Annotated in this window: 22 protein-coding genes and 1 pseudogene; 8 read left to right on the top strand and 15 right to left on the bottom strand. The window is 42.4% G+C overall.

Going from position 1 to position 22,117, the window contains the following annotated elements:
• Positions 1-97: 97 nt before the first annotated feature.
• Positions 98-901, bottom strand: coding sequence for an inositol monophosphatase family protein (locus tag EJA10_RS06835; protein WP_125479255.1), 804 nt, complete (start codon positions 899-901; stop codon positions 98-100).
• Positions 902-1,146: 245 nt separating this feature from the next.
• Positions 1,147-1,341 carry a hypothetical protein gene (locus tag EJA10_RS06840; RefSeq protein WP_125479256.1) on the bottom strand — a complete coding sequence of 65 codons (195 nt, stop codon included), beginning with the start codon at positions 1,339-1,341 and terminating at the stop codon, positions 1,147-1,149.
• A 166-nt stretch (positions 1,342-1,507) separates the two neighbouring features.
• Between EJA10_RS06840 and EJA10_RS06845 the strand changes: the two genes are divergently transcribed.
• Positions 1,508-2,128, top strand: coding sequence for a YktB family protein (locus EJA10_RS06845; RefSeq protein ID WP_125479257.1), 621 nt, complete (start codon positions 1,508-1,510; stop codon positions 2,126-2,128).
• Positions 2,129-2,175: 47 nt separating this feature from the next.
• Here the strand turns inward: EJA10_RS06845 and EJA10_RS06850 are convergent, their stop codons facing one another.
• A complete protein-coding gene (locus EJA10_RS06850; protein ID WP_125479258.1) occupies positions 2,176-2,460 on the bottom strand; it encodes a UPF0223 family protein in 285 nt (94 codons plus the stop codon).
• A 155-nt stretch (positions 2,461-2,615) separates the two neighbouring features.
• Positions 2,616-3,575, bottom strand: a complete 960-nt coding sequence (locus tag EJA10_RS06855) for an NAD(P)H-dependent flavin oxidoreductase (protein WP_125479259.1) — start codon at positions 3,573-3,575, stop codon at positions 2,616-2,618.
• A 218-nt stretch (positions 3,576-3,793) separates the two neighbouring features.
• Here EJA10_RS06855 and EJA10_RS06860 point away from each other — a divergent pair, with 218 nt between their 5' ends.
• Positions 3,794-5,263 (top strand): aminotransferase class I/II-fold pyridoxal phosphate-dependent enzyme, encoded by a 1,470-nt coding sequence (locus EJA10_RS06860; RefSeq protein ID WP_125479260.1) that lies wholly within the window; start codon positions 3,794-3,796, stop codon positions 5,261-5,263.
• Positions 5,264-5,323: 60 nt separating this feature from the next.
• Here EJA10_RS06860 and EJA10_RS06865 read toward each other — a convergent pair whose 3' ends face one another.
• Together EJA10_RS06865 and EJA10_RS06870 are read right to left on the bottom strand one after the other, a co-directional pair.
• On the bottom strand, positions 5,324-5,446 hold the full coding sequence (locus EJA10_RS06865; RefSeq protein ID WP_079508283.1) for a GapA-binding peptide SR1P: 123 nt from the start codon (positions 5,444-5,446) through the stop codon (positions 5,324-5,326).
• 288 nt (positions 5,447-5,734) lie between these two features.
• Positions 5,735-6,034, bottom strand: coding sequence for a DUF3055 domain-containing protein (locus tag EJA10_RS06870; RefSeq protein ID WP_125479261.1), 300 nt, complete (start codon positions 6,032-6,034; stop codon positions 5,735-5,737).
• A 159-nt stretch (positions 6,035-6,193) separates the two neighbouring features.
• Here EJA10_RS06870 and EJA10_RS06875 point away from each other — a divergent pair, with 159 nt between their 5' ends.
• Positions 6,194-6,628, top strand: coding sequence for a DUF1885 family protein (locus tag EJA10_RS06875; RefSeq protein WP_125479262.1), 435 nt, complete (start codon positions 6,194-6,196; stop codon positions 6,626-6,628).
• A 15-nt stretch (positions 6,629-6,643) separates the two neighbouring features.
• Here the strand turns inward: EJA10_RS06875 and EJA10_RS06880 are convergent, their stop codons facing one another.
• Positions 6,644-7,519, bottom strand: coding sequence for a polysaccharide deacetylase family protein (locus tag EJA10_RS06880; protein ID WP_125479263.1), 876 nt, complete (start codon positions 7,517-7,519; stop codon positions 6,644-6,646).
• Between the two features lie 613 nt (positions 7,520-8,132).
• Here EJA10_RS06880 and EJA10_RS06890 point away from each other — a divergent pair.
• Positions 8,133-8,510, top strand: a complete 378-nt coding sequence (locus EJA10_RS06890) for a small peptidoglycan-associated lipoprotein (RefSeq protein ID WP_246017703.1) — start codon at positions 8,133-8,135, stop codon at positions 8,508-8,510.
• A gap of 52 nt (positions 8,511-8,562) precedes the next feature.
• Here the strand turns inward: EJA10_RS06890 and lpdA are convergent, their stop codons facing one another.
• The 5 genes and pseudogenes from lpdA to EJA10_RS24055 form a co-directional block, all read right to left on the bottom strand.
• A complete protein-coding gene (lpdA, locus tag EJA10_RS06895) occupies positions 8,563-9,972 on the bottom strand; it encodes a dihydrolipoyl dehydrogenase (protein ID WP_125479265.1) in 1,410 nt (469 codons plus the stop codon).
• A 3-nt stretch (positions 9,973-9,975) separates the two neighbouring features.
• Positions 9,976-11,343 (bottom strand): dihydrolipoamide acetyltransferase family protein, encoded by a 1,368-nt coding sequence (locus EJA10_RS06900; protein WP_125479266.1) that lies wholly within the window; start codon positions 11,341-11,343, stop codon positions 9,976-9,978.
• A 48-nt stretch (positions 11,344-11,391) separates the two neighbouring features.
• The gene (locus EJA10_RS06905) at positions 11,392-12,369 is read right to left on the bottom strand and encodes an alpha-ketoacid dehydrogenase subunit beta (RefSeq protein ID WP_035209342.1); all 978 of its coding nucleotides are present in this window, start codon (positions 12,367-12,369) and stop codon (positions 11,392-11,394) included.
• Positions 12,370-12,372: 3 nt separating this feature from the next.
• Positions 12,373-13,488, bottom strand: coding sequence for a pyruvate dehydrogenase (acetyl-transferring) E1 component subunit alpha (gene pdhA, locus EJA10_RS06910; protein WP_125479267.1), 1,116 nt, complete (start codon positions 13,486-13,488; stop codon positions 12,373-12,375).
• Positions 13,489-14,053: 565 nt separating this feature from the next.
• Positions 14,054-14,877: pseudogene (locus tag EJA10_RS24055) on the bottom strand (YkyA family protein).
• Between the two features lie 109 nt (positions 14,878-14,986).
• On the opposite strand from EJA10_RS24055, the gene EJA10_RS06920 reads away from it, so the two are divergent.
• Entirely contained in the window at positions 14,987-15,112 is a 126-nt protein-coding gene (locus tag EJA10_RS06920) for a YjcZ family sporulation protein (RefSeq protein ID WP_125479268.1), read from the top strand.
• A gap of 129 nt (positions 15,113-15,241) precedes the next feature.
• Positions 15,242-15,796, top strand: a complete 555-nt coding sequence (def, locus tag EJA10_RS06925) for a peptide deformylase (protein WP_125479269.1) — start codon at positions 15,242-15,244, stop codon at positions 15,794-15,796.
• A gap of 32 nt (positions 15,797-15,828) precedes the next feature.
• Here the strand turns inward: def and EJA10_RS06930 are convergent, their stop codons facing one another.
• On the bottom strand, positions 15,829-16,599 hold the full coding sequence (locus EJA10_RS06930; RefSeq protein WP_125479270.1) for a Cof-type HAD-IIB family hydrolase: 771 nt from the start codon (positions 16,597-16,599) through the stop codon (positions 15,829-15,831).
• A 588-nt stretch (positions 16,600-17,187) separates the two neighbouring features.
• Between EJA10_RS06930 and EJA10_RS06935 the strand changes: the two genes are divergently transcribed.
• Together EJA10_RS06935 and rnjA are read left to right on the top strand one after the other, a co-directional pair.
• Entirely contained in the window at positions 17,188-17,400 is a 213-nt protein-coding gene (locus tag EJA10_RS06935) for a DNA-dependent RNA polymerase subunit epsilon (RefSeq protein WP_125479271.1), read from the top strand.
• Positions 17,401-17,403: 3 nt separating this feature from the next.
• The gene (gene rnjA / locus EJA10_RS06940) at positions 17,404-19,071 is read left to right on the top strand and encodes a ribonuclease J1 (protein WP_125479272.1); all 1,668 of its coding nucleotides are present in this window, start codon (positions 17,404-17,406) and stop codon (positions 19,069-19,071) included.
• Positions 19,072-19,133: 62 nt separating this feature from the next.
• Here rnjA and EJA10_RS06945 read toward each other — a convergent pair whose 3' ends face one another.
• A complete protein-coding gene (locus EJA10_RS06945; protein ID WP_246017706.1) occupies positions 19,134-20,078 on the bottom strand; it encodes a DUF4349 domain-containing protein in 945 nt (314 codons plus the stop codon).
• A 139-nt stretch (positions 20,079-20,217) separates the two neighbouring features.
• Positions 20,218-22,035, bottom strand: coding sequence for an ABC transporter ATP-binding protein (locus EJA10_RS06950; protein ID WP_246017707.1), 1,818 nt, complete (start codon positions 22,033-22,035; stop codon positions 20,218-20,220).
• Between the last annotated feature and the right edge of the window lie 82 nt (positions 22,036-22,117).

The following is a 22,117-nucleotide window of genomic DNA, read 5'->3' on the forward strand; positions in this document are numbered from 1 at the left end:
TGATTTCGAAGTTCGCGCTTTTGCCACTTGGCACTGTCTGAAATGATTTCCTGAAAGAAAGCTAAGTCATGCCTTTTAAATGGACGTGAAGCGATTTTTACCATTTTCCATCCTTAAGATAGTGCTTCAGTATTTCACTGTGCAATCCCGGTTTAGAGACGAATAAAGAGTTTTCCTTCAGCAAATCCAGCTCATTTCCACGGAGATCCGTGGCCTCACCGCCCAATTCCTTGATCAGAATGATTCCGGCAGCGATATCCCACGGTGCCAGTCTGGGACTTAAATATGCATCGATCCTTCCTGTTGCAACATAAACCATTTCCATTGCAGCTGAACCGTAGGAGCGCGTTCCTCTTACATCCTGCACTAACGGGATGAACATCTGATGGTCGATCCGCTTGTTAGGAGCCACCCATAAAGCATTAAGGGCAATTACCGCCTCACTCACTCTGGACTCCTTCAGCTCTGGAATCGGCTTATCATTTAGCAATACTCCATTCCCTTTTATACAGTGATAGAGTTCATCATGAACCACATCATAAATAAGACCAATCATTCCCTCACCGTCTACATAAATCCCTACAGAGATCGCAAAATTCCTTTGCTGATGCACAAAGTTCATTGTTCCATCGATAGGGTCAATGATCCAAACAACACCTGATAACCCTGTCACTTCATCGCCATAGCCTTCTTCACCCATGATACGATGGTCCGGGTATTTGCCTTTGATTTTTTCGATAAAATATTGCTCGGTCCCCTTATCTATATCTGTCACCAGGTCATTTGGATTCGACTTTGACGTTACATTCAGGGTTTTCGGAAAAGAAGCCCTTATATTTTCACCAGCTTCCTTCGTCCATTCCATAGCATATGTATAAATTTCTTTCAGGTTATGATTCATTCATCTTTCCCCCATTCCGTATTTTTACGTATCAGGAATCTATTACAGCTTATAGGATAAGCTAATTTCGCATCAAGTATTAGGATTCCCCCTGAACGCAGATAAACATTCAAAGCAGTTCAGTTATATTCTACATAAGAAACGAACTCCATTTCATTTCAGGAGTTCGTCATGTTTTGCAATGATTGCATTTTTCTGAACAAATCAAAATGTTTTTCCCTTTCATCTTTCCAAATAATAAACCCTTACAAAGCTTTCAATCGCAATAGTTCTTGTCGAATTCTTTCTAATTTTTGTTTGCATTCCTTCATTTTCGTCTTATCCGAGTCAGTCATTGCGTCAAAAAGTGTCGCCAGTTCATAATCCATTTCCAAACGCAATACTGCTGTTCTTTGCAGTTCGCCATTCCTTTTTCTTGTCGAATTTATAAGTTGTTTCATTATATTACACTCCTCTATAATTTCTGTTTTTTTATTCATTGTATGAATTCTCCATTGGCAGTGGTACAAATTTGTGCTCATACCCATACTCTCAAAAATGCCTGTTGCTTCAAATTTCAAGTTGCTTTTGCTACAATATTTGACAAAGCAATAGGAGGTTTTTATATTGTCATTTTCAGGATTCACACAAGCAGATTTCGATGTGTTTAAAATTGACGGTCTCGATGAAAGAATGGAGGCCTTGAAATCCCAGATCCGCCCGAAGCTGGAAGAGCTAGGCCAGCATTTTGCTCCTACCTTATCAGTCCTTACTGGTGATGAAATGCACTACCACGTGGCGAAGCATGCAAGAAGGACGAAAAATCCGCCAAAGGATACATGGGTCGCGTTCGCAAGTAATCCCAGAGGATATAAGATGCTGCCCCATTTCCAGATCGGCCTGTGGGAAACGCATGTCTTTATCTGGTTCGCCGTCATATACGAAGCTCCAGATAAGGAAGCGATCGGCCAGAAGCTGGAAAAGAACATTGATACGATCTATACCCGGACTCCAAAGGATTTCTTTTGGTCCATTGACCACATGAAGCCTGAAGCTTCCTTACATAGCGAGCTTTCAAAGGAGGACCTTCTTTCAATGTTCCAGCGCCTTCAAACTGTGAAAAAGGCTGAAATCCTTTGCGGCTTGAATATCCCTCGCGAGGAAGCCGTCAAACTGAGCGGTGAAGAAATGCTATCTAATATCGAGTTTGTATTTAAAGAAATATTACCCCTATATAAAATGGCATAAACCAAATAAAGAGCCCATTTTCATGGGCTCTTTACTCATATTCCATCCTATTTTCTTTTTGGTGCGACTTTGATTTTCTGGCCAGAACTCGTCTCTTTGAGCGCTTTTACTGCCTGGTAAGATGTATAGCCGCTCACTTCTTCAAACTCATTGAAAATCGTCTTTTCTTGGGCCTTGCCTGGCACGATTTCCTTGAAACGGCGGTAAGCTGCAAGTAAAACGTCTCTGTCAATCCCGTTTTCATACGCTTTTTCGATACATTCAAAGAAATGAATGACATCGACGATTTCGTCGGTGGACCATGTGTAGTCGATCGGATATTGATATTCCATTATGTCACCTGCTTTTCATGCACTGCACAGAAAATGTAAATTCTGTGCATTTCTTTTTTGGACGCTGTTTTCCAACCTTCTTGCTCTGCAAAAAACAGCCTGTTTGATAAACGATTTTACAGATATCCGGAATGAATGGCAAGGAAATCAACGCTTTATTCGTTCCAGCTCCTCCTTATTCCTTCAGCTTCTCTAATGATTCTTTCAAAAAGTTCAGCTACTGACGGTGAGTCTTTAATCAGGCCCATCACCTGACCTGCCCAGCCAAATCCCTGCTCTTGATCGCCTTCATAAATATATTTGCGATTCGCCGAACCGCTAATCAACTCTTTCAGTTCTTCATAGCCGCCGCCATTCTTTTCGATTTCAATTATTTTTTCCGTTAATGGATTAGCGATAGCCCTCGCAGGCATGCCAAGTGTTCTTTTGATTACCGTTGTATCATTCTCTGTTCCTTCCACCAGCCTTTGCTTATACACTTCATTCGCATGGACACACTCTTTCGTAGCGATGAACCTTGTACCCATCTCTATCCCCTGTGCTCCCAGGCTCAAGGCTGCCATCAGCCCCCTGCCGTCACCAATTCCCCCCGAAGCGATTACTGGTATAGTGACAGCATCTACTACTGCCGGGATCAAAACCATTGTGCCGATGTCGCTTTTCCCAAGATGCCCTCCGCCTTCCTGTCCAACAACCATGACAGCGTCTGCGCCCAGTTCCTCTGCTTTCTGAGCCTGTCTTTTAGCAGCGACAAGAACCAGCTTCTTTGTGTTCGTACCCTTCAGCTGTTCGAAAATTGGGGCCGGATTCCCCCCTGTCATTGAAATGACGGGCACTTCTTCCTCAATGGCCACATCAAGATAATGCGAAAAAGGCCTGCCATGCTGACCGATTGCAAAGTTAACCCCAAACGGCTTGTCTGTAAGCTGTTTGACTCTTTGTATCTCTCCTCTTAGCGCATCAGGATCCGGAAGTGACATTGCTGTGATCTGCCCCAGTCCTCCAGCGTTCGAAACCGCAGCAGCTAAATCAGAATAAGCCAGATAGGCAAGGCCGCCTTGAATGATTGGATATTGTATTCCTAGAAGTTCGGTTACTTCTGTTTTCCAGTTCATGTTCTCTCTCCCTCTCATGCTTGTTGTTTTTTTATAATACTTCTATCTTTATTGATCCATTTCCTGTTTTTATCTCATCAAAACTGTCCGGTATTCCGCTTCATGAATTTCTTTGCAAACACCCCGATTAGTGCTATAATGCATGTGTTTTATTTTTATAAATACCAAACAATAATCATAAACCGAAATCCAATACATTAAAGAGGTGTGATCATCAATTGTCACAAAACGAAACACCGTTATTCACAAGCCTACTAAAGCATGCAGAAAAGGATCCGATCCAGTTTCACATTCCCGGCCATAAAAAAGGCAGCGGAATTGATCCGGAATTCAGGGAATTCATTGGCGATAATGCCTTATCGATCGATTTGATCAATATTGGCCCGCTTGATGACCTCCATTCACCAAAGGGTATCATCAAGCAGGCACAAGAACTTGCGGCCGAAGCATTTGGCGCAGACCATACGTTCTTTTCAGTACAAGGAACAAGCGGAGCGATCATGACCATGATCATGACAGTCTGCGGACCTGGAGATAAAATCATCGTTCCGCGTAATGTGCATAAATCCATTATGTCGGCGATCGTCTTTTCGGGTGCAATTCCCATCTTCATCCATCCAGAGATTGATAAAAAACTAGGCATCTCCCACGGCATTTCAACTGATTCGGTAGAGAAGGCTTTGGAACAGCATCCAGACGCGAAAGGTTTGCTTGTCATCAATCCAACTTATTTCGGTTTTGCTGCTGACCTGAAAAAAATCGTTGAGATTGCTCACTCTTATGATGTACCCGTACTTGTGGATGAAGCTCATGGAGTCCATATCCACTTCCATGAAGACCTTCCCCTTTCTGCGATGCAGGCTGGAGCAGATATGGCAGCTACAAGCGTCCATAAGCTCGGGGGCTCGATGACTCAAAGTTCGATTCTTAATGTGAGAGAAGGATTAGTTTCTCCAAAGCGCGTGCAGTCGATCATCAGCATGCTTACGACTACATCCACCTCTTACCTATTGCTCGCTTCTTTGGATACAGCAAGAAGAAGGCTTGCAATTGAGGGAAGGGAAATCATTGACCGGACCATCAAACTGGCACAGTGGATCCGCGGACAGGTCAATGAAATTGAACACTTGTACTGTCCTGGCGAAGACCTGCTCGGAACGAATGCCACTTATGACTTTGATCCCACGAAAGTCCTGATCAGTATCAAGGATCTTAATATTACCGGATATGAAGTTGAAAAGTGGTTGAGGGACCGGTACAACATTGAGGTTGAACTATCCGATTTATACAATATCCTTTGCATTATCACTCCAGGGGACACGCAGAAAGAAGCGGAAATTCTTGTCGAAGCACTTAGGGAGCTATCCAAGGAATATCACCACCTGGCTGAAAAAGTGCATGCAGAAGTCATGCTGCCGGATATTCCTCTATTGGCACTTACTCCTAGGGATGCGTTTTATGCTGATACAGAGGTAGTTCCTGTTGAGGAGTCAGAAGGCAGGATTATTGCGGAGTTCGTCATGGTTTATCCACCAGGGATTCCGATTTTCATCCCTGGCGAAATCATTACAGAGGAAAACCTCGTGTATATCAAGACCAATATGGAAGCCGGCCTGCCGGTCCAGGGACCTGAAGACGATGAACTAAAGTCCTTCAGAGTCATTAAAGAGCATAAAGCGATCCGTTAATCATACAAAAAAGGGCATGCGCTGAGCATGCCCTTTTATCTTATCTTATCTTATCTTATCTTATCTCTCTTCCGCACCTTCATGGTCGCAGCAGTTGCATTTTTTTGAATATAATACAGTCACTTTTTCATCTTCGAAATGGTCAATTGTTGAATTGCAAGTTTGACAAACGATAGTTCCCATCTTTTCAAACTCCTTTTCATTTTGAATTTTGTAAGCGCTTTATCATTTCTAATTATATAATAATATAACACTATTTATATTTCAAGTCTAAATTGTATAACACTTTTAGTTTTTTTTGGTTTATTTTTGCTTTGCATTTACAAAAGATATGCTTGGTTTTGTATTAGTATGACACATTTTTATTTAGTGTATATTATCTAAAGCGCTTTATAAAGGCTGTTGATTTAGAATACTAACTAAAAAACGAAAACAAAAAACAGGCCCAGTCGGCCTGCCTTCTCCCATGGCTTATTCGTATTGAGTCTGGAATGGTGCTGATGGAAGTTCTTCCTTAAAAAATAACGCAAGATCCTCAGCCTGCTGTGCTTCTGCAATATGGAATGCTTTCTGCAAATATTCTACGTCTTCAATGTCCCTTGGGTCGAGGAGTGCCGAACGCCCCGTCTGCATACATACAACGAGTGGTTTTCCGAAAAACATATTCGTATACACGATCCCAAAGTCATAACGAGTATCATAAGTAGTAAACCCCACAAATCTGACTTGAACCTTTTCGTGCTCATCATAAAGCTTTTCGAATAGTTCCATATGCCTCCTCCTTTTTAATTAAATATTTAGAATATTATTATAATTTATTTTTGACAAAAAGGCAAGTCATATAAAACCAAAAAGCTTTTAATCTATTGTCAACGCTTTTTACAGAGTGATAAAATGAGGGGAGAATAGATAGGAAAAGGGGATTGGACGATGTCTAGTAATGCTTATATCAAACTTGTTCCATCATCAGCTCAGCAAGCCATTTCCACCGATGAATTGAAGGATTTATTCAACTACTACAAAGAAATCACCGCTAAGACCGGCGACCAGGTTGACTGGAATTATGAAAACTCTGCTTTCCCTTATGATATTAAAGAAAAAGAAGACGCAAAAGGAACATGGTTTTATCTACAATCTTCCCAGGACCGATATAATGCCATTTTACTTGGTGTAGATCAAGAAACATTCGCCGAAGAAGATGGAACGGAGCGCGAGCAAACATACATACAGATTACCCTTCCCCCAACAGCTACAGCTGGCGATAAGGGAAAAGCGAATGAATTCAGCAAATTCATTGCCAAGAAGCTTCAAGGTGAGCTGCACCTGTTCAATGGCAGAGTGATGTATTTCTATCCTAGAAAGTAACTTGAAAAACGGCTGCTATTGAGCAGCCGTTTTTTGGTTCGCAGGAGTTTCAATAAGCGCAGGATCGGCAATCATATAACCCTTTTCTTCCAGCCCGATAACGATGTCCCGGAGCGCTGCGCTTGTCCATTCCCGATCATGCATCAAAAGGTTCGCCCCATTACGGAGCAGTGGTGTATTGACCATGATGTCAGCGAGTGCATCTTTCGATTGATAATTTTTTTCCCAGTCGTATCCATATGTCCAGTTCATCAAGAGCATTTTTTCTTCTGCAGCCAGCTTTTTGCTGTAATCTGTATTCATTCCAAACGGCGCTCGGAAAAATTGCGGACGCTCTCCAGTAAGCTCCTCGATCCTGTCATTCAAATCGATAATTTCCTTCCTCTGCTGCTCTTCCGTCAACTCTTTCAAGGTTTTATGATTGTAGGTATGGTTCCCTATCGAAAAACCCATTTGATGAATTTGCTTCAGCACTTCCCCTTCTTCAGGTGTATCAATGAAATGTCCATTAACAAAGAAGATTGCTTTTACATTCAAGTCTTTCAAGGTGTTTGCCATTTCGAGGGCATACTTGTCTGGAGCGTCATCGATTGTCAAAAGGACAACTTTTTCATCTGGGTTTTCGATATTCTGGATTGAAAAATCATCTTTCATTCTATATTGCGGGACCGCTTGTCCAGCTTCTTCTTTTGCTTCTCCTTCCAACCCCGCTGCGGCTTCCGTCTCTGCCTGCTCAGTATTGGAAGAGGCTTCTTTTTCTGTCTCATGCTGTTTATTGTCGTTTTGCTCTTCTGCTGCACTGCCCTTGGGCTGTTCAGCAGGGGCTTGTTCATCAGCTCCACAGCCTGCAAGAAGCAGTAATGATGCGAGCACAACTAGCTTTCTATTCAAATTCTTCCCCTCCTGCTGCGTTCCATTGCTGTCAATATACTGCTGCTCTTAGATTTTTCTATTCGCCCCTTACAGGCACCCGGTCCTCCAGGCATTAAACTATAAATGACATCGTCAAATGAAAGGACGCATAAAGGCCCAGACTGATGAGAGTGATAAAGAAAGTCTTTTTTGCTGATTTAATTATGTAATTGCCTATGATTATGGCTAAATAGAAAAAAACCAAGAACATAATTCCATTATAAATGGGATGATCGTGTTTGGACAGCCATTCAATGAATGTATATCCACTCCAGATGATCAATTGAAGCAATAGAACTGTATACACTTTCAAACCTTTCACCACCGAGTCTAAATAGTCTTTTCCCCTGGTTTGGGCTGCTAAACATTGACGATTGATGGGAAGCTTGTATAAGTATCCCAAAGCATCTCGTCAATAGAGCACAACTTCCCGCCGACCCTTTTTTACTAGTATATGTTAGTTTTGAAAGTATATTTTTCAATTATGTAACATTTCAATAACATTCCATTGTTTTGGAAATTGCTATGATAGAATATGGACAAACATTCACACACAGTGAACACGATTCTGAAAAAAGTGAGGCAAAGATAAATGAAAAGCTTGTCTTTTGTTTTTGTCGCTTCGTTCCTCTTCCTGACAGCTTCATGTAACCCAGCCAACGATTCAGATCAACTGATTCTGAACGAAGATATTAAACAAGTGATTTTCTTCTCTGATGAGGATGATTATAATCATGAAGCATCTTACTATGACGCTATCATTGAATTAAAAAAGCAATATCCTAATGAGTTCAAGAATATGGTCGTCATCCCGACTTCAAATGCAAAAAAATACTATGGACTCCTTGAAGTGGAAGAGTTCCCAGCCATCCTCATTTTACAACGTGATCAGGTGCTTGCCAGTGTTAACGGGACAGTGACCAAAGACCAAATCATCGAGCCGCTTTCAGCTGTCCTGAACGGCGATTAATGTATCCTCTTAATAAAAAAATCCTTTCCATAACGGAAAGGATTTTTTCTGTTTATTTTACAATATGGATAGGGCTGCCAATTGCTACTTCTGCAGCTTCCATAGTGATTTCACCAAGTGTTGGGTGAGCATGGATCGTCATAGCAAGATCTTCAGCGGTCATACCGGCTTCAATCGCTAATCCCAGCTCAGCAATCATATCAGAAGCATTCGGTCCAGCGATTTGCGCGCCGATCACGATACCATCTTCTTTACGTGTTACAAGCTTCAGGAATCCATCTGTCTGGTTCAATGAAAGTGCACGTCCGTTTGCTGCAAATGGGAATTTAGCAGCTGTAACCGCAATGCCTTCCTCTTTTGCCTGCTGCTCTGAGTAACCAACAGATGCTAGTTCCGGATCAGAGAATACGACAGCAGGAATGGCCAGGTAATCAATCTCTGCAGGATGGCCTGCAAGTGCTTCAGCAGCGATTTTACCTTCATAAGAAGCTTTGTGAGCCAATGGAGGTCCTTCAACAATGTCGCCAATTGCGTAAATATTGCTTACACTTGTACGGCATTGCTTGTCGATTTTGATGACACCACGGTCGGTCATCTCAATTCCAACTTGCTCAAGACCAAGTTCATCCGTGTTTGGTCTTCTGCCTACCATGACAAATACATAATCTGCATCGATTTTATTTTGTTCACCGTTTGCTTCATATGTTACTGTCACGCCAGTGTCTGTTTCTTCTACACCTTTAGCAAGTGCCTTTGTAATGATTTCAGCACCCTTTTTCTTAAGGTTGCGTTTAACAAGTGAAGACATTTGCTTTTCAAAACCATTCAGGATTTCGTCAGCACCCTCAAGGATTGTTACTTTTGTTCCGAAGCTGGCGTATGCTCCGCCAAGCTCAGTTCCGATATATCCACCGCCAATAACAACGATGCTTTTAGGAAGCTCTTGCAGATTCAGGGCTCCTGTAGAATCAAGTACACGCTTGGAGTATTTGAATGCCGGGATCTCGATTGGACGAGAACCAGTTGCGATAATCGCATTCTTGAATGTATAGGTTTGGGCAGAATTTTCATCCATTACACGAATGGTGTTGGCATCCACAAAATATGCTTCACCTTTCACGATATCGATTTTATTGCCCTTCAATAGCCCCTCTACACCGCCAGTAAGCTTCTTGACAACGCCTGCTTTAAATTCCTGTACTTTTGAGAAATCAAGGGTTACATTTTCTGCCTTGATCCCCATATCTTCAGAATGCAAAGCATTTTCATATCTGTGACCTGCAGAAATCAATGCTTTTGAAGGAATACAGCCAACGTTTAGGCAGACTCCCCCAAGAGTTGCTTTCTCCACGATTGTTACTTTCTGGCCCAGCTGGGCAGCGCGAATGGCTGCCACATATCCGCCAGGGCCGGCACCGATGACAAGAGTATCAGTTTCGATTGGAAAATCTCCTACTACCATTTATTACCCCTCCATTAACAAAAGTTCTGGATCGTTCAATAGGCGCTTGATGTGATTCAATGCGTGCTGAGCAGTTGCACCGTCGATCATGCGGTGATCGAAGCTTAATGAAAGTGCAAGAACTGGAGCCGCTACAATTTCCCCATCCTTGACTACTGGTTTTTCAGCGATGCGGCCGATTCCAAGGATTGCTACTTCCGGATGATTGATGACCGGAGTGAACCATTGTCCGCCAGCAGAGCCGATGTTTGTAATTGTGCAGGAAGCACCTTTCATTTCATCTGGAGCCAGCTTGCCGTCACGTGCTTTGCCTGCAAGTTCGTTGATCTCATTAGATATAGAGAACACGGATTTACGGTCTGCGTCCTTCACAACAGGAACAAGTAGTCCTTTTTCTGTGTCAGCAGCAATACCAATATTGTAATAGTGCTTGTGAATGATTTCGCTAGTTGCATCATCCAGGGATGTGTTCAATGCTGGATATTCACGCAGCGCACTTGTTAATGCTTTTACCACATAAGGCAGGAATGTAAGCTTGATTCCCTTCTCTGCAGCAACTTCCTTGAATTTCTTGCGATGAGCAACAAGCTTCGTTACATCCACTTCGTCCATCAAAGTAACATGTGGTGCTGTATGCTTGGAGTTGACCATTGCCTTCGCGATCGCTTTTCTGATTCCGCTCATCTTTTCGCGAGTTTCAGGGTATTGACCCTCTGGAATTGGCTGAGCTGCAGCTGCTTTAGGTGTTTCCTCAGCTTGTGCCTGTGGGGCCTGATCTGCTTGTGGAGCTGCCGCAGGTGCACCGCCGCTTTGGAAGCTGTCGATATCTGCCTTGACGATTCGTCCGTTCTTTCCTGAGCCAGGAACCTGGCGGATGTCTACACCTTTTTCTCGCGCATACTTACGTACCGATGGCATAGCTACGATACGTCGGTTAGGATCCACTGCTGTCTGTGGAGCTGCAGCGGCGCCAGCACCCGTTTCAGCTGCAGGAGCAGGTGCTTCGGCAGCTTCTTTCTTGATCTCCTGGCCAGCCTCTAGAGTAGACTGCACTTGAGCTTCCGTTTTTTCTTGTTTAGGTTGTTCAGCAGGCGCATCTTCATCTTCGCCTTTGAATTTAAGGTTTTCATAGCCTGGCGCGTCAAACGTGACAAGTACCTGTCCGACGGTTGCTACTGTACCTTCTTCAACTAAAATCTCTTCGACTGTACCAGCGACTGGTGAAGGAATTTCTACTACTGCTTTGTCATTCTGCACTTCACAAAGTACATCGTCTTCCTGAACTTTTTCGCCAGGTTTAACGAACCACTTGACGATTTCACCTTCGTGAATACCTTCGCCGATATCTGGCAGTTTAAATTGGAATGCCAATGGATTCACCCTCCTAAATTTATCGAGCCTTAATAATTTCAGCGTTTATTAGAACGTTAGTACTTTTTTAGCTGTTTCAATGACATCTTTGTAATTAGGCAGCCATACAGATTCAGCTTGAGAGAATGCGAAAACTGTATCAGGAGCTGCTACACGCAATACTGGAGCTTCAAGGCTAAGGATTGCGCGATCGTTGATTTCCGCAACAATCTGGCCAGCCATTCCAGCCTGTTTTTGTGCTTCCTGAACAACGATTGCACGGCCTGTTTTTTCAACAGAAGCAATGATTGTTTCGATATCAAACGGCATAACCGTTCTAAGGTCGATTACCTCAACAGAATATCCTTCTTTTTCAAGTTCTTCTGCCGCCTTAAGAGATTCGTGTACCATTGCACCATAAGTAATGATGGAAAGATCTTTTCCTTCGCGCTTAACATCTGCTTTTCCTAGTGGAATTGTGTATTCTTCTTCTGGTACTTCCTGACGGAAAGAGCGGTAAAGCTTCATGTGCTCAAGGAAAATGACTGGATCATTATCACGGATAGAAGAAATCAGCAAACCTTTTGCATCATATGGCGTTGAAGGGATAACAACCTTAAGACCTGGTTGTTGAGCGACCATACCTTCAAGACTGTCAGCGTGCATCTCAGGAGTATGTACGCCTCCGCCGAATGGTGAACGGATTGTGACTGGTGAGCTGTAACGCCCGCCTGAACGGTAGCGCATACGAGCCATTTGACCTGCAATAGAATCCATTACTTCGAATACAAAGCCGAAGAACTGGATTTCTGGAACAGGACGATAACCTTGAAGTGCAAGACCAATTGCCAATCCGCCGATACCAGATTCCGCTAGCGGTGTATCGAATACACGGTCTTCACCAAATTCATTTTGCAGGCCTTCCGTCGCGCGGAATACCCCGCCGTTGACACCTACATCTTCCCCGAAAACAAGTACGTTTGGATCGTTCTTCATTTCAACGCGAAGAGCGTCTGTAATTGCTTGAATCATTGTCATTTGAGCCATGGCTTACTTCGACTCCTTCTCTTTATATATTTCATACTGCTCTTTTAAGTAGTCTGGCATTTCCTCATACATGATTTCCATTAGGTCTGTTACTTTTTGCTTAGGAGTATCATCCGCTTCTTTAATCGCGTTCTTGATATCTTCCTTCGCCTTTTCGATTGTTTCGTTTTCCATATCTTCAGTCCACAGGTTTTTCTTTTCAAGGAACTTACGGAAACGCACTAGTGGATCTTTCTTTTCCCATTCGTTATCAAGGTCAGCTGTACGGTAGCGAGTAGGATCATCACCAGCCATTGTGTGCGGACCGTAGCGATATGTCATCGTCTCGATCAACGTTGGACCTTCTCCATTGATTGCACGCTTACGTGCTTCAAGTGTTACTGCATATACTGCAAGCGGGTCCATTCCGTCTACCTGGATTCCAGGGATACCTGCAGAAACAGCCTTTTGTGCAATTGTCTGTGCAGCAGTCTGCTTTTCGACAGGAGTTGAAATAGCAAAACGGTTGTTTTGAACAAAGAAAATTGCCGGAGCTTTGTAAGCACCTGCGAAGTTGATTCCTTCGTAGAAATCCCCTTGAGAAGATCCGCCATCACCAGTGTAAGTAACAGCAACTGCTTGAGCGCCGCGCTTTTTCATTCCAAGAGCAACACCAGCTGCCTGGATGTACTGGGCACCAATGATGATTTGTGGTGAAATGACGTTTACACCTTCAGGGATCTGATTGCCTTTGAAGTGGCCGCGTGAGAACAAGAACGCCTGTGTAAGCGGAAGTCCGTGCCAGATCATTTGAGGCACATCACGATATCCTGGAAGGATGAAATCTTCCTTCTCAAGTGCGAATTGGGATGCAAGCTGGGAAGCTTCCTGTCCTGCAGTAGGAGCATAGAATCCAAGACGTCCCTGGCGATTCAAAGAGATTGATCGCTGATCAAGGATTCTTGTGTAAACCATACGCTTCATTAATTCTTGTAATTGCTCATCCGAAAGCTCAGGCATTGCCGCTTCATTAACGACTTCGCCCTCTTCGTTTAGAATTTGGAACATTTCGAATTGGCTTTCGATATTCTCGAGCTGCTTCATTGCATCAACAGTATTGTTTTTTGTTTTAGATGCCATCAGAGCCACCTCTTCCTTTCATACTTCATAAATTTTTAATTGATATACAAAGATAGGTTACCCATTATCAGGATAAACTTCCCCGGGTTTCTAAATACATCTCAGAGCAGAATTGTACTTCATTTTTAAAAGCAGTACACAAAAGCGCATAATCTTTTGATCGTTCAAAACAAATCTCAAGGATATGGTTTCTTGTGAACACACCACTCTATAGTTTTCCACAGTTTCACTATAAAAAAACTACTTAATCTCCATTTCAACGTTCAACATTCTGTATCAATGAAATTTAAAAATAGAGTAATACAATATGCTCATTCGTTTTTTAGTTTACAACACGAAAATAACTCCGTCAAATACTATGTTTTATCTTTTTTAATTTTATTCACCATCAATATGTTGTTATTTCAGAAAAGCATCTGTATTACCTATTATTTAAATCTGTACTATAATAAATTACTTTTAATTCAAACTGTATTAATGCATTTTTTACTTTTTGGACCAACCTGGGCTGCAGTTTTATAACAAAATAAAAAGCCGCTTCTTAATGAGCGGCTTTGCCTATGGTTTACTTTTTGTCCTCAGTACTTACTTCAATCCCGGCTTTCTTGTAAAAGTCCATTTTCTCTTTGTTGTATTGGTCCGTTTTTTCGTTGAATTCCTGATTTTTATTCAAGACGGTTTCATAAACTTGATTCACTTTATTGATTTGTTCTTCGAGTTTCTCAAAGCTTAATTCTTTGTCCTTTAACATTTCATAAAGTTCTTTGTCATATTGAAGGCCTTGTTTGTAGTTCTTATATAGTTCGCCATGGATTTGATATCTTTCCTCCATGGTTGATTGCAATTGGATTGCCTGTTGTTTCAGTTCAGCATCCTTGATTTCCTCGATAATGCCGGCAACATTTTTGAATTCCTTTTCTGATTCCTCGATGCTTTCTTTCTCTTTATCGATATGCTCTGTACGTTGGTCGGCTATTTCAAGTGCTTCGTCTGCCAATTTGACGATTTGGTCATATTCCTTCATACCAAGAGAAATAATTTGTTCATATATCGCTTTTTCTTTTTTTCCAAATCAACAAGCGGATCCTGCTGATCCTCAAACACTTTCTCAATCGACACGACTTTTTCAAGCTCATCGAACATTTTTTCCTCGGGCGATTGCTTGTCCAGACACCCAGTTAGACTGAAAACTCCAGCCACCAACAGGATGGCTAAACTTATTTTTTTGATTATGGACAATATAATAACCTCCTCATAGATACCAATTTTACTATAGCGATTACGGCGGGATTTGACAATAGATATGAAATTTTGCGGCGTATAATGACAAAGATGGAGATGGAACGGCAAAAGGCTTGTCCTGCCATATATATATTCAGAGTAAAGCATCTTTATGACTTTAGGCTGCAGCCTATACCTTTTTCTTCCTGATGCATAGGCTATAGCAATCGACCCATTGAAAAAATAGGGCGAAAAACCAAAGGAGGAGGTTTCCTTTATGTACGGTTATGGATATGGTTGCGGTTATCCAGTAGGAGGAGCAGGATACGGCAGAGGTTTTGCATTGATTGTCGTATTGTTCATCCTTCTCATCATCGTAGGATGCGCTTGCTGGAAATTCTAGTTTGAGCAGAGAGGGTGAATTAGTTCACCTTCTCTCTTCTTTTTTCTTAAAGTATGTTCCACTTTTTCAGTTAACTTTTAGGGTATCATTTGTTAGACTTATAATTATTACATACCAGAGGTGAAGCAAATGTTGACGATGGATGATATCGTACGCGATGGACATCCTGTCCTCCGCAATGTCGCGGAAGAAGTACCTATGCCTCCTTCACAAGAAGATAAGGCAATTTTAGAAAGCATGCTTCAATACGTTATAAATAGCCAGGATCCGGAAATCTCCCAGAGACATGGACTCCGACCTGGAATCGGGCTTGCTGCACCACAAATTAATGTATCTAAACGGATGATCGCCGTTCATTTGACCGATGAAAAAGATAATTTGCTGAGCTATGCGCTGTTCAACCCGAAAATCGTCAGCCATTCGGTTGAGCGTTCCTATCTCCAATCTGGAGAGGGATGCCTGTCTGTGGATGAATCGATTCCTGGATATGTACCAAGATACGCAAGAGTTACAGTAAAAGGAATTGACCTCGAAGGAAATGAAGTGAAACTGCGATTAAAAGGTCTGCCATCTATTGTATTCCAGCATGAGATCGACCATCTTAACGGAGTCATGTTTTATGATCATATTAACAAGCAGGATCCGTTTGCGGACATTCCTAATGCATCACCAGTTGAAAGATAAAGCCGAATCGGAAACCGATTCGGCTTTTTACTTTAAATTAAGTTCAACTTTTTCAGACCATGCCAGATGCCATTGTCATCGACATCTTTTGTTACCATGTTGGCGAGTTCCTTAAGTTCAGGAACGGCATTTCCCATGGCCACTCCGGTTCCGACTGTTTCAAGCATTTCCAAATCATTCAGGCCATCACCGAATGCGTAAACATCCTCAGTCTTAAAGCCCAGTCTTTCTATCATCTTCTTTATTCCTTCGGCCTTCGAGCCTCCTGCAGGCAGGATGTCAACTGAATAAGGATGCCATCTGATCAGTTTAAACTCAGGGAAAGCTTCCAGGTAATATCCCTCTGCTCCTTCTTCACAGAAAAGGAGGGTTTGGTAAAGGTCACGATCCACATAAAAAGTATGATCATGTTCGGGATGGGCGAATTTCAGTCCGCCAAGACTCATTTCAATATATTCATGGTGTTTGACCGAGGATTTCATCGTCCTATGGTTCATAAAAACGACCGGATGCCCCTTCTCCTCCGCCTTTAAATAAAGGTTTTCTATTTTTTCGCCATTCAGGGGATTTTTATAGATTGCCTCCCCTTCAAAAACCACATATTGCCCGTTAAAGCTGACAAAAGAGTCTATGTCCAGCTCCTTCCTCAGGCTTTCGAACATGAAAGGTGCCCTCCCTGTGGCAATGGCCACAAAAACACCGTTTTCCTTCAGCAAGCCAATCGCCTCCTTTGCAGAGGCTGGCAAATTTTTATCGTGGTCCAACAGTGTTCCATCAATATCAAAGAATACAATTTTGCTCATTTTGATCTCCTTTGCTGCTTTTTCTTGAGGTATTTCGTCTATTTTGTACTAAAAGTATGTAATCACGATAGTCTACCAAATCCATTAGTGCCTGTACACAAATAAGAAAGGAAAAACTGTGGCAAAAAGATGACAATTTCTGTCATTACACGATTCCCCATGAAAAAAATTGCGATTTCATCATATAATATAAACAAAAAGATAGCTTTTAGAAAAATAATCTTTACTAAACTTTTCCTTGTTTACTTTACTTTGGACAAGGATAGTTTAAAATAAGAAGTAAGGAGATGATCCACTATGTTAAAGAAGCTAAGAAAGAAGCTTTTAAAACAGTGGAAAGAATTGCTTCGCAAAAAAACTATCGCATAACTTTTTGAGCCCTTCAAACTTGCGAAGGGCTCCTTCCTTATTGTAAATTGGTTAATAGCGGAAATGACGGCTACTTAAAGCATCCATACGATGAATACTAACAATGATCTACATTGTTAATTTTTATATTTAGCTATTTTCTTTAAAGAGGGCTCACAAGAACCTTATTGAAAATAGCTGCATAAAAAGAATTAGTTCACTTAAGGAGAGAGATTTTACATGATTTTTAAAGTTTACTTCCAGGAATCAAACAAGCAAGTACCAGTACGTGAAAAAACACAGACGATTTATGTCGAAGGTGATTCTGAAAGAGATGTCCGGACAAAGATTGCTGACCGCCAATATAATATTGAGTATATCGAGGCAGTAAAGGGTAATTATCTGGAGTACGAAAAACAAAAAGAAGAATTTGAAGTATTGGAGATCGGATAATTTATGAAATTTGTAAAAAATGACCAAACAGCCGTTTTCGCACTCGGAGGACTTGGCGAAATCGGAAAAAACACCTATGGTGTGCAATTCCAGGATGAGATCATCTTGATCGATGCCGGCATTAAATTCCCAGAGGATGAATTGCTGGGCATCGATTATGTTATTCCTGACTATTCATACCTAGTGAAGAATGAAGACAAAATCAGAGGCCTTTTCATTACCCATGGCCACGAAGACCACATTGGCGGCATCCCTTATTTGCTTCGTGAAATCAATGTTCCTATTTATGGCGGCAAGCTAGCCCTGGGACTGATTCGAAACAAGCTTGAAGAGCATGGTCTTTTGCGCAAAGCCAAACTGATTGAAATCAAGGAAGATGATATTATCAAATTCCGTAAAACATCAGTTACTTTCTTCAGGACTACTCACAGTATCCCTGATTCCTATGGTGTGGTTGTCAAAACTCCACCAGGACAGATTGTACATACGGGAGATTTCAAATTCGATTTCACTCCTGTAGGTGAGCCTGCCAACCTGACAAAAATGGCTGAAATCGGGAAAGAAGGCGTGCTTTGCCTCCTTTCTGACAGCACAAATGCAGAGGTTCCCCACTTCACTATGTCTGAGCGCCGTGTTGGCGAGAGCATCCAGGATATTTTCAGGAAAGTGGATGGACGAGTCATTTTTGCTACATTTGCTTCCAACATTCACAGATTACAGCAGGTTGTAGAAGCTGCGGTAACGAACGGCAGAAAAGTTGCCGTTTTCGGCCGAAGCATGGAATCTGCCATCAATATTGGACAAGAATTAGGCTATATCACGGCACCCAAGGATACGTTCATCGATGCGCAGCAGATCAACAGACTGCCAGCTAACCAGGTAACGATCCTATGTACAGGAAGCCAGGGAGAGCCAATGGCTGCGCTATCAAGGATTGCGAACGGGACCCACCGTCAGATTCAGATTCAGCCTGGAGATACGGTTGTCTTCTCATCCTCACCTATCCCTGGGAATACAATCAGCGTAAACCGCACAATCAATATGCTTTCCCGTGCCGGTGCGGATGTTATCCACGGTTCGTTAAATGACATCCATACATCCGGACATGGCGGTCAGGAAGAGCAGAAGTTAATGCTTCGACTGATCAAGCCAAAATACTTCATGCCGATCCATGGTGAGTACCGTATGCAGAAGATGCATTCAAAGCTTGCAAATGATTGCGGTGTCCCTGAAGAAAACTGCTTCATCATGGACAATGGTGAAGTACTTGCTCTAGGTGACAATGAAGTTGGTGTCGCCGGCAAGATCCCATCCGGTAATGTTTACATCGACGGAAGCGGTGTAGGAGATATCGGTAACATCGTTCTCCGCGACAGGCGCATCCTTTCTGAAGAAGGTTTGGTTGTTGTAGTCGTAAGCATCAATATGAAGGACTTTAAGATTGCAGCTGGACCTGACTTAATTTCACGCGGATTTGTCTACATGAGGGAATCCGGTGACTTGATTAATGATGCGCAAAGCTTAATCAATAAGCACTTGAATAAAGTAATGGAAAGAAAGACAACTCAGTGGTCAGAAATTAAAAATGAAATCACTGATACTCTCGCACCATTCCTTTATGAAAAAACAAAACGCCGGCCGATGATCCTTCCGATCATTATGGAGGTATAAACAGCAAAAACCGTTGCGGATTCCGCAACGGTTTTTGTTTTGCCTCTTCTTATAATACTAAGTTAACTATTTGAATCCATATTGTTATTTTGTGAAGGTTTCACTTTCCTTCTAATGAAATAAATAATCGCGGCAATGAGGACACCTGCAATCAGCAAAATTGGAAGGTTTCCAACCAGGAAGACGATGATTCCTGAACCTGCAGCCAGAAGCAGATTGATATTGTCTGCGAACTGTTTCTTGATCTTTTGCCATGTATTCAGGTTCTCATTATCAATTTTCGAAACTGGGATTTCATTTTCCTCCAGGGTGATGATCACTGTTGAATAGGCCGTCTGGTTTTCAAGGAATTTTTTCCGTCCGGCAATTTGTTCAATCTCCTCTTGTACGTCAGCCAGATCGGATGAGATCTTCAGCAGATCTTCTGTCTTTTGTGCCTGCTCCATGAACTCAAGAAGTCTTGCTTCAACAGCCTTCTTTGACTTCAGGCGCGATTCGAGATCCACATACTCCTCCGTCACATCCTGCCCGTTTACCTCGCGGTTGTTGACATGAACAGAAAGACCCTCTGCATCATTCAGGAAAGCTTGAAAATGCTCCTGAGGAATTCTGAATGTCATCGATCCGCTTTGGCGCTCTCCCTCATAACGGAATGAATTTGACTTGACGATATATCCCATATAAGATTGTGCTTTTTGTTCGAGAGCATTTCGGGCCTTTTCAAAATTTTTCACTGTTAAATCCAATTGTGCGGTGAAGATGACCAAACGAATACTGACTGCTGGATCATCTCCTTTAACGCTGCTTTTCTGCTTACTAGTGCTATCAGAACCGACGTCCTTTTCGCCTTCATCTGAAAAAGCAATTTCTCCCGTGTTATTTTCCATTTCAACCGTGTCTCTATCATGGTCCGAGCTCATTTTACTGTCTTCCTGTGAGGTACCGCCACTGCAGCCCGCCAGCAAAATGATCAAGGAGAGGCAAATGGCCAATCCTTTTTTTATCAATTTCCTGCCCCCTTAATAACATCTTTTTAATACAGACGGGCCTTCATGTAAAAATGTTACATATAGGATGTTTTCAAATTGATTCTTTTGGTGCAGAAATGAAAGATGTTTACAAAAAGAAGCCTTCGAATGAAGGCTTCTAAACTGCATCCAGCATATTGAATTGCGCCTGAACTAAATCATAATACTCTCCTTCGATTCCCATGAGCTGAGCATGGTTTCCTTTCTCGATAATAACCCCGTTTTCAAGTACAAAGATATTGTCCGCCTCACGAATCGTTGACAGCCTATGGGCAATGATGATGGCTGTCCGGCCCTTCAACAATGTTTTCAGCGCATTCTGGATCTTCATTTCTGTTTCTGTATCGATGCTGGCTGTCGCTTCATCCATGATTAAAATCCTTGGATTTGCGAGCAATGCCCTCGCAAAGGACAGCAGCTGCCTTTCCCCTACGGAAAGGATATTCCCCCGTTCCTCTACTTCTGTTTGGTAGCCATTTGGCAGGTTTTCAATGAATTCCGCCGCGCCAACAGCTTCGGCAGCCGCCTTCACTTCCTCCTCTGCAGCATCAGGCCTTCCAAAACGGATATTATCATAGATTGTACCTGAAAAAATGAATGTATCCTGCAGGACTATACTGATATGCTTTCTCAGGCTGCCAATAGAAACCTCTTTCAGATCATGGCCATCTACTGACACCTTTCCAGAGGTTGGATCATAGAACCTGCTGATTAAATTGGCGATGGTTGTTTTTCCAGACCCTGTATGGCCAACGAGGGCAACCGTCTGGCCCGCTTCTATTTCGAGATTTATTCCTTTAAGCGCAGTCCGCTTATCGTCGTATGAAAAGACAACCTTTTCAAAATCAATCTGTCCGCGAATATCCTCGAGCTCAACCGGATGATCAGCCTCTGATACGATCGGCTTTTCATCCAGAAATTCAAAAATCCTTTCGGAGGAAGCCATCCCCATCAATAACTGGTTATAAACCTGGCCAAGCCTGGAAATTGGTTCCCAGAACATCCCCAGGTAAAAAGCAAAGGAAACGAATACACCAATTGATATCGTCCCATTCTGGATTAAATGCGCTCCGTACCAAATCAGGACAGCTGTTCCAAGGGCATTTGTCAATTCAACAAGCGGACGGAACATAGCGTTTTTCTGAGACGCATTTTTCCAGCTCTTAAAGGTTTCATCATTGACACCATCAAAGAATGCCATATTCTCTTTTTCTTGTGTGAAAGACTGGGTTACCCTGATGCCCTGGATGCTCTCGTTCAAATGGGAATTCAGCTTCGACTGCTTCATCCTTACATCCTGCCAGGAGCGCCTGATATTTTTCCTGAGCTTTGTCGAAATCAAAAACATGATTGGCAGGATAATCATAATTGCAAGCGTAAGCTGAGGGCTTAATGTGAACAGGATAAAAAAGATTCCGATCAGCAACACGATGTCCATCAACAGATTGATGACTCCGTTGGTGAACAGCTCTTGCAATGAATTGATATCATTCATGATCCTGACCAGTATTGAGCCTGCTGAACGCTGGTCAAAAAAACGATGGGACAGGTTTTGAACATGAGTAAATAAATGCTTGCGCAAATCATAAATGACATTTTGGCCTAATTGATTCATCCAGCGGATACGGAAAATATTCGCAACATACGATGCTGTATACAAGCCTGCAATTAATGCAACAAGCCAGAACAGCATGGAGGCATCTTTGTTCACTACAGCCCTGTCTAGCGTGTAGATCCCTATAAGGATTGGGATTACCAGCCTAACCGCCGTCGTGATCAGAACCATCGCAATCGACAGAGGCACCAGCGTTTTTTTATAAGGCATCATATAGCTGAACAGCCTTAACATTTGCTTCCAATTAAAAGGCTTATCTATTACTTGATCAGTAGAATACCGAAACCGATTCAAGACTTGAGAATTGCTCTTTTTGCTCAAATCCTTCCCCCCTGTTGTGCAGCTTTTGATTAAGTGTATTATATGATTGGACATTTTGATGACGGACACTGATCCCGGTTTC

Origin of the sequence: Mesobacillus subterraneus (assembly GCF_003937825.1) — a bacterium.
GTDB lineage: Bacteria > Bacillota > Bacilli > Bacillales > Cytobacillaceae > Mesobacillus > Mesobacillus subterraneus.